This is a genomic window from Bacillus lumedeiriae (assembly GCF_044891285.1).
Taxonomy (GTDB): Bacteria; Bacillota; Bacilli; order Bacillales; family Domibacillaceae; genus Pseudobacillus; species Pseudobacillus lumedeiriae.
In genome coordinates this window covers 1-16,622 of the sequence record NZ_JAUIYO010000011.1, presented here as the reverse complement: position 1 = coordinate 16,622, position 16,622 = coordinate 1, and the positions used below count along the sequence as shown (strand labels likewise).

Annotated in this window: 13 protein-coding genes, 1 pseudogene and 1 riboswitch; of the genes and pseudogenes, 3 read left to right on the top strand and 11 right to left on the bottom strand. The window is 42.8% G+C overall.

The window, feature by feature from the left end; genetic code table 11:
• Window positions 1–27: 27 nt before the first annotated feature.
• From QYG89_RS12560 to QYG89_RS12545, 4 genes are all read right to left on the bottom strand, one after another.
• Complete coding sequence (locus tag QYG89_RS12560; protein ID WP_404317968.1) at window positions 28–2,412, bottom strand: 3-hydroxyacyl-CoA dehydrogenase/enoyl-CoA hydratase family protein; 2,385 nt, start codon at window positions 2,410–2,412, stop codon at window positions 28–30.
• A 328-nt stretch (window positions 2,413–2,740) separates the two neighbouring features.
• Window positions 2,741–3,481, bottom strand: a complete 741-nt coding sequence (locus QYG89_RS12555) for a (2Fe-2S)-binding protein (protein WP_404317832.1) — start codon at window positions 3,479–3,481, stop codon at window positions 2,741–2,743.
• A gap of 34 nt (window positions 3,482–3,515) precedes the next feature.
• Window positions 3,516–4,565 (bottom strand): FecCD family ABC transporter permease, encoded by a 1,050-nt coding sequence (locus QYG89_RS12550; protein ID WP_404317830.1) that lies wholly within the window; start codon window positions 4,563–4,565, stop codon window positions 3,516–3,518.
• Window positions 4,562–5,560 (bottom strand): FecCD family ABC transporter permease, encoded by a 999-nt coding sequence (locus tag QYG89_RS12545; RefSeq protein WP_404317829.1) that lies wholly within the window; start codon window positions 5,558–5,560, stop codon window positions 4,562–4,564. The genes QYG89_RS12550 and QYG89_RS12545 overlap by 4 nt, the downstream gene beginning before the upstream one ends.
• A gap of 253 nt (window positions 5,561–5,813) precedes the next feature.
• Between QYG89_RS12545 and QYG89_RS12540 the strand changes: the two genes are divergently transcribed.
• Window positions 5,814–6,770 (top strand): ABC transporter substrate-binding protein, encoded by a 957-nt coding sequence (locus QYG89_RS12540; protein ID WP_404317967.1) that lies wholly within the window; start codon window positions 5,814–5,816, stop codon window positions 6,768–6,770.
• Between the two features lie 390 nt (window positions 6,771–7,160).
• Here QYG89_RS12540 and QYG89_RS12535 read toward each other — a convergent pair whose 3' ends face one another.
• The gene (locus QYG89_RS12535; protein WP_404317827.1) at window positions 7,161–7,328 is read right to left on the bottom strand and encodes a serine protease; all 168 of its coding nucleotides are present in this window, start codon (window positions 7,326–7,328) and stop codon (window positions 7,161–7,163) included.
• Window positions 7,329–7,349: 21 nt separating this feature from the next.
• On the bottom strand, window positions 7,350–9,137 hold the full coding sequence (gene thiC, locus QYG89_RS12530) for a phosphomethylpyrimidine synthase ThiC (protein ID WP_404317825.1): 1,788 nt from the start codon (window positions 9,135–9,137) through the stop codon (window positions 7,350–7,352).
• A gap of 146 nt (window positions 9,138–9,283) precedes the next feature.
• Window positions 9,284–9,398: riboswitch (TPP riboswitch) on the bottom strand.
• 235 nt (window positions 9,399–9,633) lie between these two features.
• Here thiC and QYG89_RS12525 point away from each other — a divergent pair.
• Entirely contained in the window at window positions 9,634–10,311 is a 678-nt protein-coding gene (locus QYG89_RS12525) for an SIMPL domain-containing protein (RefSeq protein WP_404317824.1), read from the top strand.
• Window positions 10,312–10,450: 139 nt separating this feature from the next.
• Here QYG89_RS12525 and QYG89_RS12520 read toward each other — a convergent pair whose 3' ends face one another.
• A complete protein-coding gene (locus tag QYG89_RS12520; protein WP_404317821.1) occupies window positions 10,451–11,587 on the bottom strand; it encodes a polysaccharide deacetylase in 1,137 nt (378 codons plus the stop codon).
• Between the two features lie 518 nt (window positions 11,588–12,105).
• Window positions 12,106–13,572 carry a potassium/proton antiporter gene (locus tag QYG89_RS12515; protein ID WP_404317819.1) on the bottom strand — a complete coding sequence of 489 codons (1,467 nt, stop codon included), beginning with the start codon at window positions 13,570–13,572 and terminating at the stop codon, window positions 12,106–12,108.
• 363 nt (window positions 13,573–13,935) lie between these two features.
• Between QYG89_RS12515 and QYG89_RS12510 the strand changes: the two are divergent.
• Window positions 13,936–14,211 (top strand): annotated as a pseudogene (locus QYG89_RS12510) (KGG domain-containing protein); the annotation flags it as partial.
• Between the two features lie 104 nt (window positions 14,212–14,315).
• Here the strand turns inward: QYG89_RS12510 and QYG89_RS12505 are convergent.
• From QYG89_RS12505 to QYG89_RS12495, 3 genes are all read right to left on the bottom strand, one after another.
• Entirely contained in the window at window positions 14,316–15,896 is a 1,581-nt protein-coding gene (locus tag QYG89_RS12505) for a sodium:solute symporter family protein (protein ID WP_404317817.1), read from the bottom strand.
• Between the two features lie 5 nt (window positions 15,897–15,901).
• Window positions 15,902–16,018 (bottom strand): symporter small accessory protein, encoded by a 117-nt coding sequence (locus QYG89_RS12500; protein ID WP_404317815.1) that lies wholly within the window; start codon window positions 16,016–16,018, stop codon window positions 15,902–15,904.
• A gap of 187 nt (window positions 16,019–16,205) precedes the next feature.
• Window positions 16,206–16,607: a 5-carboxymethyl-2-hydroxymuconate Delta-isomerase gene (locus QYG89_RS12495; protein WP_404317965.1), complete on the bottom strand. Its 402-nt coding sequence runs from the start codon at window positions 16,605–16,607 to the stop codon at window positions 16,206–16,208.
• Between the last annotated feature and the right edge of the window lie 15 nt (window positions 16,608–16,622).

Below are 16,622 nucleotides of genomic sequence, written 5' to 3'. Positions count from 1 at the left end.
GCTTTGTCATCTATTGGAACAGCTCCATTAATTGCGCAGCGGCTTTCCTTTTACGAGCATATGCTGCATGCGCTGCTGTGATTTCGGCTCAGCAATCAGACTAAGAAATGCTTCTCGCTCAAGACGGAGTAAATATTCCTCCTCTACTTCCATACCAAATGGCACTCCCCCCCCAGCAATGACGTAGGCAAGCTTGGAGGCGATCTTGAAGTCATGTTCTGAAATAAAACCTGATTTCATCATAGCCCGTGCCCCTAATAGCAGAGCTGCATATCCTGTTTCGCCAACGACTGGCACTTTCTTTCTTTTCGGCGCCCGATAGCCGCTTTCATACAGATGAAGAGCTGCCTGTTTCGCATCATACAATAAATGATCACTATTCATACTGATGCCGTCCGCTTCTAACAAGAAGTTATTCTCTCTCGCTTCATCCGCTGACGTAGACGTTTTAGCGAGAGCAATCGTTTCAAATACTTTATTAGCAGCAGCCTGCAAATCAAAAGGCACCCCGTTCGCCATCTGTTCAATATGTCTCACGTAGAGCTCTTTATTTCCTCCTCCGCCCGGAATCAGTCCGACACCCGTTTCGACAAGGCCCATGTAGGTTTCCGCACTTGCTTGAATATGCGCGGCCGGCAGACAAACTTCTGCCCCGCCGCCGAGTGTCATCCCAAATGGAGCTGCAACAACCGGCTTTGTGCAGTATTTTATTCTCATCATCGCCTGCTGGAAGCCTTTCACTACCATATCTATTTCCCACAAATTATCGTCCTGTGCCTCCATTAAAATAAGCGCGAGGTTCGCACCGACGCAGAAGTTTTTCCCCTGGTTCCCAATGACGAGCCCTTTATATTCCTTTTCTGTTTCTTCTACTGCATAGTTGATCATCGTAATAATATCGATGCCAATGGCATTGTTCGGCGAATGAAATTCCAACAACACGATGCCGTCGCCGATATCAATAAGGCTTGCTCCGCTGTTTTTCTTCAACACGTTCCCTTGTTTCTTCAGCTTCTTCAAGTCAAGTACTTTCTCACTGACAGGTACCTTCTTATATTCATGACGATGATAAAAATATGTTTCTCCGTTTTCCTCTTTATAGAAAGAAGTACAGCCATTGGTGCTCAGCTCTTTCACCCATGCGGGAACCGTTAAACCTTCCTCTTCCATTTTTTGAATCGATGGTTCAAGACCGATTGCATCCCACACTTCAAACGGTCCTTGTTCCCAGCCGAAGCCCCATTTCATCGCTTGATCAATCGCCACAATGTTATCCGCAATCTCGCCTGTTAACTGAGCCGAATAGATCAAGACAGGAGCAATGATATTCCAAAGAAACGTTCCTGCTTTGTCATCTGAGTAGACGAGTGTTTTCCATTTCGCTTCTAGATCCTTTTGCTGTTTTGCCCTTTCGATCGATGCCGCTTTTAACTTTTTCCGTTCATTGTATTCCATCGTTTCTAAGTTCAGCTCTAAAATGATTTTGTCTTCTTTCTTAAAAAAGCCTTGGCCGCTTTTCGCACCAATCCACCCGTTATCACGCATTTTTTTCATAAAGTCTGGTACATCAAACACCCGTTTTTCTTCGCCCTCCACTTGCTCATACACGTTGTTCGCAACATGAATAAATGTGTCGAGTCCCACAACGTCAAGCGTGCGGAAGGTCGCGCTTTTGGGCCGTCTGATTAACGGCCCTGTGATTGAATCCACTTCACCGGCTGAAAGGCCCGAAGCTGTCATTTCCTGAATCGTTTTCAACAGACCGTATGTACCGATCCGGTTAGCGATAAAATTAGGTGTGTCTTTGGCAATGACAACACCTTTTCCGAGTATATCTTCACCAAACGTTTTCATATAATCGAGTACGTCAGGCGATGTATCTTTCGTTGGAATCACTTCAAGCAGCTTTAAATAACGGGGCGGATTAAAGAAGTGTGTGCCAAGAAAGTGCCTCCGAAATTCCTCAGAACGACCCTCTGCCATTGCCTCAATCGATATTCCAGATGTATTCGAGCTGATGATGCTGCCCGGCTTCCTGTATTTCTCTACTTTTTCAAATAACTGCTTTTTCACAGCTAAATTCTCAACAACGGCCTCAACAATCCAATCGACATCTGTTAATTGATCTAGGTCATCCTCTAAGTTTCCTGCAGTAATCATTGACACGTTTTTTTTCGTTGTCAGCGGAGCCGGTTTTTGTTTTAACAGCCTCTTCAAAGCTCCTGCGGCTATTTTATTTCGAACCTCTGCATCATTAAGTGTGAGTCCCTTCGCTTTCTCTTCTTCTGTAAGTTCGCGGGGCACAATATCTAACAATAAAGTTGGAATGCCGACGTTGGCTAAGTGGGCAGCAATTCCCGCTCCCATCACGCCTGAACCCAGCACAGCAGCCTTTTGAATGTGTCGAATCAACATCATTTCCTCCTCTGTACTTTTGTGAATGATCATTCATTCATTGATTCTATGAGTAGAGTAACTTAGCTATGGTATTGGCTCAAAAGAGTCCAAACTCTAATACATTGTATATAGTAGGGTTTGAGCTTTTACATATACTAGAGCCTGACACCTCATTGTTCAATCAATCCCATTTCTATATATATGTTGCACGCCCTCTTTTGTATGAGTGACAAACTAAACTTATTGGAGTGCATCCTTATTTCCTCTGTTCTCGTTCCTTTCTTTAGAGAAATATCGTTTTTGAAACAGCAAAAAAAGCAAGTGGACGCTTCCTCCCTTGCTTTTATCTTTTCTCTCTATTCACTGGCACACACACTTTTGGACATGTTTTGCAGTTTTTCGCTCCTGGTTTATCCAGTAAATAATTAAAACAGCATGTTTTCCGCACTTTTATTTTCTCGTCTCTTCCTTTTACTTGGATTTTCGTTCGGTCGTATCGAGCAAGCGGGTTCGCATGATAATCTCCGAAAGAAGAGGCCTGTTCGTCTGACAGCAGCCAATCAAAGTCTGCTTTGGCACGGACCCGTACACTCGAGAATGCTTCATCCTCTGCCACTGTTTCGTACAGCCAGAAAATATAGATAGCTACATTTTCCCAGGCAACCAAATTAGGCAATTTCGTCGTTTTTCTAAGTGCTTCCACCACTTTTCCCATATGACTTAGCCATTCTTTCGGATCGTTGTTTGCAGATAGCTCAGAACCAACCGCGAATTCTAACATCCAGTTTCCATTTTTCTCATGGGTCGTAAGACATACTTTTTCCGAACGAAGAGCCGGCAGCTTGCGAAAGAAAGACCACGAAGCTAGCGCACCGACAAGCAAAAAAGCGTAGCGCTTCATGAAAATAGAGGCAGCTACTTTTAGCTGGTCACTCCCGATTTGACTCGCTTCTTTTTTCAAAAAATCACCAAGTGCGTCTTCATCTATCATGTCGGTCAATTTGACCGCCTCTATATGAAGCGATTCATCCACTAAAAAGCGAAAGCGTTCTGCCAGCAGTTTTTTTTCTTCCTGTGTCCACATCTTTCTCCACCTCTTCATCATAAATAGCTTATGCTTACTTCGTTCGAAACAATAAATAAATAAAATAAGGAGCACCGATCCCTGCAGTAAACACACCTGCCGGTACTTCCAGGGGCAAAAACATCGTACGCCCAACTAAATCAGCGGCCATCACAAGAATGGCACCAATACAAGCAGAAGCGGGCAGCAAAGCACCAAAAGAGGAACCGACGAGCCGGCGGGCCATATGCGGCGCCATTAAGCCAACAAAACCAATGCCTCCAGCAAAAGCAACGGCTCCTCCAACGAGTCCAGTGGCCAAAATGATAAGTAAAAAACGCTGCCATTCAACACGGGCGCCGGCGTTTATAGCTAGTTCATCCCCAAGCTCCTGAATATTTACATGGCGCGCTGCTATTAATGCCGCTGCCAATAGAATAAGCGTCCACGGAGCAAGTATCGCTGCATCTTTCCAGCTTGCTCCATTTACCGTGCCGGTCAGCCAGATGTTTGCTTTAGCCGCCTGATGAATCGGTCCTAAAATCATCAGCACTGTCTTCACTGCCTGCATGAGAGCGGCAATCCCAATACCAATCAATACAAGCCGCACCGGAGATACCCCATGTTTCCACGCAAACAAATAAATCGACAACGCCGCAAGAGCTGCACCCAAAAAAGCAGCAAACGGCAGCCATTGAATGCTAACGGTCAGCGCATTGCTGTTATCACTGAATATCGCTAAAAAACCAACAACCGCGGCGCTGGCACCAGCTGTCAATCCAATAATATCTGGTGAAGCAAGCGGATTGCGCATGAGCCCCTGCAAAATGGCTCCAGCAGCAGCGAGCGCCATACCCGCCAGCAAGGCGATGACCATTCTTGGCATGCGAAAGCTGTATACGACTAACTGATCAAAATCAGTGCCCCCGCCAAAAAATGTACGAAAAACAGCCGATACACTTAGCTTTATATCTCCAATCGCGGCGCTCGCTGTAATACATGCAAGTAAGAGAAAAAATAAAACTATCATTTTTTTACCCGCATATTTATCAACTAAGAATGATAGACGGCTTTTAAACAGCCGCCTCGGCATATAGCGATTCATTTCATACTAATCTCCCTTCTTGCAATGTAAATAAAGAATGGAACACCGAGAACGGCTGTCATGACACCAACTGGCACTTCCTGTGGCATAATCACATACCGTGCGCTAATGTCAGCCCCAATTAACAAAATAGCTCCAAGCAGCCCGGAAAACGGCAAAAGCCAGCGATGATCCGTTCCAATCCACTTTTTCGCTAAATGGGGAATGATAATACCGATAAAACCAATCGGTCCTGCAATAGCAACAGACCCTCCTGCTAGCAGCACAACAGCTAAGGCGGACAACCATTTAATCAAACGCGTGTTCAATCCGAGCCCCCGGGCAACATCTTCTCCCATCGCCATCACATTCAGTTTTCCAGCGAGAAGCAGGGCGAGTATCCAGCCCCCCGCAAAATAAGGAAAGATCGCCTGCAATAGTTCTAGCTTTCTTCCTTGCACCGATCCAGCGAGCCAGAACAACACTTGATCAAGCGCTGCTTCATCTAGCACAAGCAACCCCTGGGTGAAAGAAGAAAACATCGCCGCAATCGCTGCCCCTGCAAGTGTCAGCTTCATTGGCGTTAATCCATCTCTTCCAGCTGAGCCGATAACAAACATGAGGGAAACAGCTACAGCTGATCCTAAAAAAGCCGCCCAGGCAAATCCATGAGCACTATTGATACCGACTAGTGTCAAAGTAAGAACAACGAAAAATCCAGCCCCTGAATTCACCCCTAAAATATCCGGTGAAGCGAGCCTATTTTTTGTCAATCCTTGTAAAATAACACCTGCCATGGCCAAACTGGCCCCAACAGCCGCCGCAATAAGCGCCCGTGGAAGACGCACAGTTTGAATCACTATATGTTCTGTTGAATGATCAAATGCTGTAAATGCATAATAAGCCATTGACCATGATGTGTTCGTATAACCATATACAATGCTTGCAGCCATCAGAAACGCGACGGAAACTGCGCCCCCAAGCAAAAGCCATAGTTTGTTTTCCTTTCGTTTCATCTAGTAAACCTTCCTAAATTCATCATTTTTTCTTTATTGTAAAAAAGAAAATGGCGATCGTCAATGAATTTGAAAATCATTATCATTAGTTATTGACTTTCATTATCAATTAAAATATGATTTTAAGGGAACAGCGCATTCTGCTGCTATTCTCTTAACTAGAAAGGATATTCATGTCGGCGGTGCGGCTGCTCACCTGCACAGCCTCCTTTCAACAAACCTTATGTATATAGGAGGAAACATACATATGAGTATGAAAAAAGTATCAGTGGCCTTTCTTTCTCTTTTATTGTTATTCTTGCTTGGTGCATGCGGCAACAAAGAAGAAGTGAAAGATCAGCCAGAAAAGAAAAAAGAAGCTGAAGGAAGTTACACAGTAGAACATGCTATGGGAACGACAGAAATAAAAAGCACACCTAAACGGGTAGTCATTTTAACAAACGAAGGAACAGAAGCACTTCTAGCTCTCGGTGTCACACCAGTCGGTGCTGTTGAATCATGGACAGGTAACCCTTGGTACGATCATATTAAAGATGAAATGAAAGATGTACAGGTCGTTGGGAAAGAAGATCCGGTGAACGTAGAAGCAATCGCTAAATTAAAGCCAGATTTAATCATTGGCAATAAACTGCGACAAGAGAAATTATATGACCAATTGAGCGCGATTGCTCCAACTGTTTTCTCTGAAACGCTTCGTGGCGATTGGCAAGAAAACTTCAAATTATATGCTAAAGCTGTTAATAAAGAAGAAAAAGGCGAAGAAGTGCTCGCTGCCTACAATGATCGCATCGCTTCTATGAAAGACGAGCTTGGCGATAAGCTAAATCAAGAAGTGTCGATCGTCCGCTTTATGGCAGGAGATGTCCGTATTTACCACAAAGACTCTTTCTCTGGTGTTATCCTTGAACAACTTGGCTTCGCCCGTCCGAAAGAGCAGGATAAGCCAGACTTCGCTGAAATGAATGCGACAAAAGAGCGCATGCCTGCTATGGATGGTGACATCCTTTTCTACTTCACGTATGAAACAGGCGACGGCAAAGCTGCTGAACTCGAAAAAGAATGGATTAATGATCCTCTCTTTAAAAACTTGAACGTTGCGAAAGCCGGCAACGTCCACAAAGTGAGCGATACTACTTGGAACACAGCTGGAGGTGTCATCGCGGCGAATCATATGCTTGATGACATTGAAAAAGTAATGCTGAGCAAATAAAAAAATGGGGATGTTCTGAAAGTCAGTGATTCATTGACTAAGAGCATCCCTGTTTTATTTTCTAAAAGTTATAATTCATCCCAAAAAGCATATGAGGAAGTTGCCTCTTAGTAGAAGAAGTCCACTCTTTTCTCTCTATTTAAAAATGAATTTGAAAATCATTATCATTTATCATTGACATTCATTCTCAATTGGATTATGATGGATATATGAACAGCCTACTTGTCCCGTGAGCTGTTCTCTCACTAGAAAAAAATATGCACGTTTGCTGTGCGGCTGCCCACCCGCACAGTCCCCTTTCGAATAAATATTCCCTTACATATACATATAGAAGCGGCTGGGAAAATTCCCAGCCGCCAAATGATAAACAAATTCTCTTTTAGACTGTTGTTAATAATACAACACGTTCACTTTCTTACACTTTATACAAGTTTCATAGTATTGATTCCCTTTGAATTGATGTTCGCAGTTTTCCTGGATCATTTTTAACCGTTTTTGTAAGAAACTAAGATCTGTCTTTAGTTGATTGATTTCCGCTTCGATTTTTTGGGCATTCATTCGAATAACCTCCTTAAAAAATCACTGATAGATCTGACTGCCGGCTTCTTTAAATTCTTTCGCCTTCTCTTCCATCCCCTTTTCGATGGCTTCATCCGTATCTAATTTGTTTTCCTTCGCGTAATTGCGAATGTCCTGTGAAATTCTCATACTGCAAAACTTCGGACCGCACATTGAGCAGAAATGGGCTGTTTTTGCTCCTTCAGCCGGGAGTGTTTCATCATGATATTCCAGCGCACGTTCAGGATCCAATGATAAATTAAACTGGTCTCTCCAGCGGAACTCAAAGCGGGCTTTCGATAACGCATCATCTCTTTTATGCGCGCCTGGATGGCCTTTCGCCAAATCAGCAGCATGGGCCGCAATTTTATATGTGACTACGCCTGTACGCACATCGTCTTTATTCGGAAGACCTAAATGCTCTTTCGGTGTTACGTAACAAAGCATCGCGGTTCCGTACCAGCCGATCATCGCTGCGCCGATCGCCGATGTAATATGATCATACCCAGGTGCAATATCGGTCGTCAGCGGTCCAAGTGTATAGAAGGGCGCTTCCTGACATACTTCTAATTGCTTGTCCATATTCTCTTTAATTAAATGCATCGGCACATGTCCTGGTCCTTCTACCATGACTTGAACATCGTGCTCCCAAGCAACTTTTGTCAGTTCGCCGAGTGTTTCTAATTCAGCAAACTGTGCTTCATCATTTGCATCAGCAATCGATCCCGGACGCAGCCCATCTCCCAATGAGAAGGAAATATCATACGTTTTCATAATTTCACAGATTTCTTCAAAGTGAGTATACAAAAAGTTTTCCTTATGATGATACAAACACCATTGAGCCATAATGGAGCCTCCACGGGAAACGATCCCTGTTACACGTTTAGCTGTTAGAGGAACATAACGCAGAAGAACGCCTGCATGAATAGTGAAATAATCGACTCCCTGCTCTGCTTGTTCAATCAATGTGTCGCGGTACACTTCCCATGTAAGATCTTCCGCTACACCATTTACTTTTTCAAGGGCCTGATAAATAGGAACAGTCCCTACTGGAACAGGCGAATTGCGGATGATCCATTCCCGAGTCGTATGAATGTTCTTACCTGTCGATAAATCCATAATGTTATCAGCACCCCAGCGCGTGGCCCACGTCATTTTTTCCACTTCTTCTTCAATAGAGGAAGATACCGCAGAATTACCGATATTGGCGTTAATTTTCACATGAAAATTGCGTCCGATAATCATCGGTTCGATTTCGGGATGGTTAATGTTAGCTGGGATAATTGCCCGGCCCCTTGCTACTTCGTCCCTTACAAATTCAGGCGACATATTTTCCCTAATTGCAATAAACTCCATCTCAGGTGTGATAATTCCTTTCTTTGCATAATGAAGCTGAGTAACATTTTTTCCTTTTTTCGCGCGCAGCGGCTGGCGCTTTAAGCTAGGGAACACTTGATGATTGGCACGCGGGTCATTTTGATCTTTGTAGCCGTTATCTTCAGGCTTGATCTCCCTGCCTTCATAGGTCTCTGTATCATTGCGTTCATGAATCCATGGACTCCGGATCGCCGGCAGGCCTTTCGTAATATCAATAGAATGATGAGGGTCAGTATATGGCCCGCTCGTATCATACACACGTACCGGCGGATTTTCTTCTTCTCCAAATGAACCGGTCGTTGGGCTTAACTCAATTTCACGCATCGGCACTTTTAAATCTGGACGTGAGCCCTCTACGTAGATTTTTTTGCTGCCGGAAAAACTGGACATAATGGAAATGTTTTTTTCGTTTAATGAAGATGTAGTAGACATTAAGAATCTCTCCCTTTAATAGATTAATCGTTTAAGGACGAGATATAGCACATAACAAATGGAAAAGTTGATAGAAGTACATAAAAAAGCCGGTGTCCAATCGTTCATTGGACCCGGCTCATATGTATGCAGAAGTAGTTATGCTTTCGTGATTGTTCTAACTTCCCCACGCTGGTATGAACCAGATCAGGTCCCAAGAGTCAAGAAACTTCATCGCGTTTCTTTCTCAGCCCAGCTCATTGGACTCCCCTAGTTATGACTATTCGATTTAACTTCATTATACCTTTATATCGACAAAAAGCAAGATATTATTTTCATAATTTTTAGAATATTATATTTTTAGTAATATTCTATCCGGATTTCTCTTTTCGTCTTCTTTCTACACTTGTAAGTACCGGGCATTGGCTCATGTAATCACCGCTGCCATCCTTCTTTTTTCACATCATAAACATATAAATTAAAATCAAGCCATTTTTATGAGGAAGGTGAATGTTTTATGTATTATCCAGCCCGTACAAACCGGTCTTATCGGAATCAGCCCACTTATATAATGACGGTAGATGGTCAAGGACATGTCACAGCAAAGCCAGATGAAGCCATCTTAACAATCGGGATCGTAACGAAAAATCCAGATGCCCAAACGGCTCAACAAGAAAACTCAATGATCTCCAGCCGGGTCATTGCAGCCTTACGACAAATTGGCATTGAGGAAAATGATATAAGGACGGCCGCTTATTCCATTCGTCCAGAATATGATTATATTGAGGGACAATCTGTGTTTAGAGGATATGAAGTGGAGCATTTACTCCAAATAACTGTTAAAGATCTTTCTAAGATTGGAAACGTATATGATGCTGCTGTCAAAAATGGGGCCAACATTGCGAGAAATATCGAATTACGCGTGTCAAACCCAAATATTTATTATCAGGAAGCATTGAAGCTCGCCATTTATAATGCAACAGAAAAAGCGGATACGATAGCCCGGACAATCGGTGTAACAGTGAACAACATTCCTTTAAGAATTGTAGAAGGGGGCCAGCCCGAAAATCCAAGACCGATGGTATTAGCTTTTTCACAATCTTCCTCTTCAGAAGCGGTCCCCCCTATCCAAACGGGAGAGCTTACAATCAATGCAGCTGTGAAAGCTATTTTTGGCTATCATACTAGGGTTTAATTTTTTGTTAAGCTCCCCTGTTGATTTCCGCTCCAATCAACAACAGTCATTAACATAGTCAAGTAGAATAAACAGGAGTGACTCCATGCCAAAGCACCAGCCTCTTTTGAGTCACTCCCTACTTCTTCATTCTCTTAATTTATAGCCTTGCATCTTTCCAAAAGTTTTGAACGACGTGGGCAGATGGATTGTAAGCCCGCATCTCATAGCCTTCTTTTTTCAAATATTGCAAGATGGCAGGCAGCATATCTGCCGTAATTTTTTTCTCGTGCAGCAAAATGACGACGTGCTGATCGCCGCTCTTTTTTTGCCGCTGGATACCAGCTTGAATGTTTTGGAGAATACGTGCTTTCGAGCTGGCATTGTACCGCCAGTCTTCACTATCTACATCCCAATCCCACAGGCGGTAGCCTTTTTTGACCATGGCATCACGAAACGGCTGCTTTAAATACGGTACACTGCCATACGGGGCCCGGACTAAGATTGAGGACTGGCCAGTCACTCGTTTCAATGTCTGATCTGTTTTTTCCATTTCATTGATAAAGTTTTGCGGTGAATTGTACAGAGGATTTACTTTATGCGTTACACTGTGCAAAGCAAGGTAATGCCCTTCTGCCGCAGCCTTCTTCGTTATTTCAGCATGATATCTAATATTCGGCTCTACATAAAAAAAGGTCGCTTTCACTTGATAATCGCCTAGTATCTTTAAGATACTTGCTGACTGGGCACTTGGACCGTCATCAAATGTTACATAGGCGATAGGTGTAGGTGGAGCATTGTTGATTTGATCAAAAAACGATTGATTTGCTGCTAAGAATTCTTCATTGGATAACTTGGAGCCTATTGCTGTATAAATCCTTACAGTGTGATGATGGCTGAGATAGTCAACCTTGAACCCAAATTGTTCCGCAAGCCAGCGGATACCGACATACAGTTTACCGTTTTCCGTATAAATGACCGCAGGAGAAACTGCTTTGCCGTTAAATAAAGCTTCCTTCGTTTTTATGTTAACTACTAACTGCTGGCCGTTTTTTTCAAATATGTATAGTCCATTATTCTTATTAATTGTTTGTTTCATGTATAAATAGTATGATAGCTTTTCTGCCGGAGCAACTGCCTGGCCGTTTACAATAAACGCTTCTTCTTTTGTAAATGGCAGCATTTTGTCATGAAGCCCAATATAAATGTTTTTCTTTCCTGACGCATAGGTCTCTGCTCCCCCTGCGCACAGAAAAAATAACAGTACGCTGCACATGATGGTCAGCTTTTTTCTCATCTCTCCTACTCCCTTTTCTTTATGTGAAATTTTTTCTATTTTCTCTTTCTATTATACTACATATTTTTACCTATTGTTACAGAATTATTAAAAATATTACACATTTAATCTTATGAATGAAGAGAACTTTTTACTACTGTTTTTTAGATGACTTTGTCAAACGTGCCTGTTGATTTCACCCGGGGACACTCGCTTTCCGCGGACAGTCCTGAAGTCTCTTCGCCGCTATCGCTGGAGCCATTAAAAAAGTGGTTAATAGCGAAGAACAGGTGAGATCAATCACTATATTTAATATCTTAACAACATTTAATAATCTATATATCATGTATGGCAGACTCCTTTTCATTAAACCTGGACTTTTTCGGCGGCCTCTCTATCGCTCCTCTAGGGTTTCTCCTAGACATACCTTTCTCATAGGAGTCTCATACCTTCCGCTCCAATCTACCAAGGCGCAAAATTAACACTCGTCATGAACATAGTCTTTTAAATTGAAAATAAAAAAGCCGAGCAAAATCTGCTCAGCCTGTTTGACCTTCCTCTTCTTTTTTCATCATGACTTGTTTCAGTTCATCTTTTTTATCTTTCTTGACCAACACGTAAAGCACATCTTCGGGTAAAAGGTCTGTTTCTCCTTTTGGAGTAATGAGCTGTTCACCACGGATCACAGCTGTAATCAGTGTTTTGGGCGGCAAAGCAATATGCTGAATTTGTTTATTGACGACAGGTGAGTCAGCAAGTATTCTCATTTCCACCATTTCACTGTTCGTTTTTCCGATAGAGATTAGTTCTAAACTATGAGGAGACTGCGCTTTCTTTCCTGCTCCTGCTACGCCGAACAATTCAGCTGCTTTAGAAATCGTTGTCCCTTGTATCACAGTTGATAAGAGAACAACGAAAAAGACAACGTTAAACATAAGCTGACCGTGTTCCAGCCCTTCTACGAGCGGGTACGTCCCAAGAATAATCGGCACCGCTCCTTTTAAACCGGCCCATGAAATAAATAGTTTTTCCTTTACGTTCATCTTTGAGAAAAGCAAGCTGACAAACACGCCAATCGGCCGCGCAACGACCATTAAGAACACAGCAAGCGCAATTCCCTGCCAAGCGACATCAAGCAAGTCCTCTGGAAAAACGAGTAAACCTAAAATCATGAACATGACGATCTGCATCATCCATGCCAAGCCTTCATTAAAGCCAAGGATCGAATGACGGTACGTTAAGTCAGCATTTCCAATAATGATGGCCATGACATACACGGCTAAAAATCCGCTCGCATTCATAATCGTAATCGTACTAAAAGCAAAAATAGATAACGCAATGGATAAAACCGGATAAAGACCGGAAGAATCGAGGTTGATTTTGTTAATCACCCAAACAGAGAGTTTACCGAACACAACCCCAAGGATGAGACCAAGCCCCATTTGCCAGAAAAAGTTTAAAATAAGATTGAGAGGTTCGAATGAAGGGGATTGAATCACTTGGATTAAACTAATCGTCAAGAAAATCGCCATCGGATCATTAGAAGCTGATTCTGCTTCAAGCACAGTTGTGAGTTTCGGTTTCACATTTTTACTCCCGAGTACACTAAACACAGCGGCAGCGTCCGTTGAGCCGACAATCGCCCCAACAAGAATGCCCTCTGCCCATGTCAAATCAAGGACAAATTTAGCAGCTACGCCAACTGTAATCGTTGTTGCAATGACTCCAAGCGTAGCCAGAGACAAGGAAGGCTTATAAACAGTTTTCACGCTTTCCCACTTCGTCTGCAGGCCGCCTTCGAATAAAATAATCACTAATGCCACTGTTGCAAGCAGCTGAGCGAGCCACGCATTGTCAAAGAAAACAAACTGGTTCATTACCATACCGACGACAATAAATAAGACAAGCGAAGGCAGACCAAGCCTTGTGGAGAATTTGGCGCTCACTACGCCGATTAATAATAAAATAGAAAAGGCCAAAACAATGTTTTCAATCGTAAAATTCATTACGTCCTCCTTTTTTCAGAAAATACTCTTTCTTCTTAATTCTATAGTATGTTTGTCACTTTTCCAAAGTAAATAGATTCAATATAAAGATTTTTTATGAGAAGACTATATTAATGATGTTTGTTGATATTGCTGCTCTGTTGATTGAAGCTATATAGACGAGGAAACTTCTGGACAAGCGAGCGCCTGCAGTAGAAATCAATAGGGGAGTTTAACAAAACCTATGAAAAAGACGATTAATGATTATGAACTATGCAAAAAGAATGAATTTGTATTGAATTGTTTGTCCACATGTTTTAAATCACCTAAGACGGATATATAAACAAGCGTACACCAAATTCAACGAAAAAGGAGATGGAGCACATGGCAAAAAACAATGACAACACTACTAACAAAATGACTTTAGAAGAAGCTGGACGCAAGGGTGGAGAAGCGACTGCCCGCAATCATGACAGAGAATTCTATCAGGAAATCGGGCGAAAAGGCGGAGAGGCGACTGCCGAAAACCATGATAAAGATTTCTATCAAGAGATCGGACAGAAAGGCGGAGAAGCGACTGCTGAAAATCATGACAAAGACTTTTATCAAGAAATCGGACGCAAAGGCGGAGAAGCACGCGCCCGCCAGCGTGACGATGATGCTGACAAGTAATCGATAAAGTATCTACCCATAAAAAAAACGGCCCAATGAATACGGGCCGTTTTTCTATTAACTGTTGTTCTTTCTATTAAACTACAATAGAATTATCCAATTCTTTCTTGACCCTGATTCTCTGTCTTTTCTGCTTCGCTCTTCGTAAGCAAACTCACAACAACAAAAACAATCGCCGAAAGCGGAAGGGCATAAAATAATGGATCAACGTGTGTCATTGGATAAGCAAGGAGTGTATTTTTTCCAAACAACGCCTTGGATAACCCAAGAACCGCTGCTTCTTTTTCATGCAAAAACATAAACCCTAAAATACTGATGGTAAAACCGACCATCATGCTCGCCTTGGCACCGGCTCTCGTAGATTTTTCCCAGAAGAAAGCTCCGATCATAACCGGCAAAAATCCAGCTGCACATATCCCAAACCAGAAAGCGGTTGCCTGGGCAATGACGCCGCCCGGCAAAATATAAGACAGGGCAACAGCCGCAGTGATACCGAACAGCACTCCAATCCGGGAGGCGTCCATTCCTAACAAGGAGTTGATGCCGAAACTTTTCAAAATATCTTGTCCGAAAGCAGATCCTTGAAGATGAATAAGAGAACTGATTGTTGAAATAGCAGCTGACAATAACGTCAGTGTAAACAAATAAACGAACCATTCCGGCATTAAATGATTGATCAGTGAAGGAATCACAAGGTCCACATTTCCTTTGGCGGCCTCTATAGCCAGCTTCCCTAAGTGATCATGGAAATACAGATTGCTGATCGGACCAAGCATAAAAGCGGCTCCGGTCATAAAAAAGATGAACACACCGCCGACGATAACAGAGCGGTACAGTGCCTGATTGTTTTTCACGGTCATAAACCGCATCACGAGCTGCGGCTGTGCAAGCACCCCGATGCCGACTCCCATCACGATCGTACTCACTAATGTCCACCAGATCGGCGAGCCGAGTTCCGGCATAGATGTCCAGCCGCGGTGTCCTTGATCGACTAATGCCTGAGGAACTAGATCTTTCATGGCCGTTAATCCGGCATGTCCATTTATCACGCCGCCAACTGCCTTGTACCCCATAAATAAAAAGATGGCCATACCGACAAACATCACAACAGCCGCAAAGGCATCCGTATACATAACCGCCTTAATCCCGCCGCTTAATACATAAAAACCGACGATAATAGCTAGTACGAGGAGAGCAATATTATAGTTCATAGAAAGGGTTTCCTGAAGAAAACGGCCTCCTCCGACGAGGACAATACTCGTATAGGCCGGCATTAAGACGAAAATAACGATGCCTGAAAATACTGTGATAAATTTTGAATTGTAGCGTTTACCGAGCAGCTCAGCAAATGTATACGCTTCCAAATTCTTTGATACTTTTCGAATACGTGTTCCAAAAAAGACGAAGGAAATAAAGACACCAAACACGATATTTAAAAAACAAAGCCATAATAATCCAAAACCATATAATGAAGCTACACCGCCAAACCCGATTAATGAAGACGTACTAATGAAAGTGGCTCCGTAAGAAAGCGCCATCACCGTGGGGTTAATATCCCGCCCGCCTACTAAGTAGTCGGCTTCGGATCTCGTCGTTTTATAACCGTAATACGCCAGTGCGGACATAATGCCTAAATAAAGCAAAAGTATCGGAATTAATATCGCCAGGTTCATTTACATCACTCCTCCTCTTCTCCCCGATTCCACATCATCAATCCAAAAACAACACAACCTGCCATCGACAAAATCGTGCCAATCCATGCCGCTGCAATGATTGGATCTTCCATACCGAACATAGTACATTCTCCCTTCTTTTACGTATCCAGAGAAACAGTTTGATAAAAATGCAAATGACTTATAACAAAAGCCTTCTTTCACAAATGGCTTCTGTTATAAGTTGACTTGTATTTATCCCATCTCATTTCCTATAAAAAATTCCGCATGTACCTTATTTTTCTTTTTTCATTACCTCTTATGCCTGTTCTATCGCTCAGAAGTCGTTTTTTTATAACGAGCATGGATATTATTATGCTTATACGTCCCCGCTTCGCTGAATTCAATCAATTCCATCGACAGTGCTAAATACCGTTTTTCAAAAAGTTCGGCGAAGTGCTCTTTGATCATCTCAAACAGCTCATCACACGCTGCTTTTTTATCAGCTTCTGATCGGCCAGCACCGATCTTCAGCACTGCGTGGACGAAGGCATCATCCTCTGTGCCGTCAGCCACGCAGTAATCATGCAGTTCAATCGCACGGGAGCGGATGCCTCCAGTCGGAAACACACCATCGTGAGAAATCAGCGATTGATTAATTTTTTTAAGAAGAGCCGGAATGTCCGCCTCCGCTTTAATGTTATCTGTATATTCGATAATAAAATGCGGCATGGAATCTTCCTCCCT

Excerpts from the sequence above, each read along its gene's own strand:
- QYG89_RS12550 (WP_404317830.1), bottom strand. The coding sequence starts at position 4,565 with ATGAATCGCTATATGCCGAGGCGGCTGTTTAAAAGCCGTCTATCATTC.
- QYG89_RS12555 (WP_404317832.1), bottom strand. The coding sequence starts at position 3,481 with ATGTGGACACAGGAAGAAAAAAAACTGCTGGCAGAACGCTTTCGCTTT.
- QYG89_RS12535 (WP_404317827.1), bottom strand. The coding sequence starts at position 7,328 with ATGAATGCCCAAAAAATCGAAGCGGAAATCAATCAACTAAAGACAGAT.
- QYG89_RS12520 (WP_404317821.1), bottom strand. The coding sequence starts at position 11,587 with ATGAGAAAAAAGCTGACCATCATGTGCAGCGTACTGTTATTTTTTCTG.
- QYG89_RS12540 (WP_404317967.1), top strand. The coding sequence starts at position 5,814 with ATGAAAAAAGTATCAGTGGCCTTTCTTTCTCTTTTATTGTTATTCTTG.
- QYG89_RS12545 (WP_404317829.1), bottom strand. The coding sequence starts at position 5,560 with ATGAAACGAAAGGAAAACAAACTATGGCTTTTGCTTGGGGGCGCAGTT.
- QYG89_RS12505 (WP_404317817.1), bottom strand. The coding sequence starts at position 15,896 with ATGAACCTGGCGATATTAATTCCGATACTTTTGCTTTATTTAGGCATT.
- thiC (WP_404317825.1), bottom strand. The coding sequence starts at position 9,137 with ATGTCTACTACATCTTCATTAAACGAAAAAAACATTTCCATTATGTCC.
- QYG89_RS12500 (WP_404317815.1), bottom strand. The coding sequence starts at position 16,018 with ATGTTCGGTATGGAAGATCCAATCATTGCAGCGGCATGGATTGGCACG.
- QYG89_RS12525 (WP_404317824.1), top strand. The coding sequence starts at position 9,634 with ATGTATTATCCAGCCCGTACAAACCGGTCTTATCGGAATCAGCCCACT.
- QYG89_RS12495 (WP_404317965.1), bottom strand. The coding sequence starts at position 16,607 with ATGCCGCATTTTATTATCGAATATACAGATAACATTAAAGCGGAGGCG.
- QYG89_RS12515 (WP_404317819.1), bottom strand. The coding sequence starts at position 13,572 with ATGAATTTTACGATTGAAAACATTGTTTTGGCCTTTTCTATTTTATTA.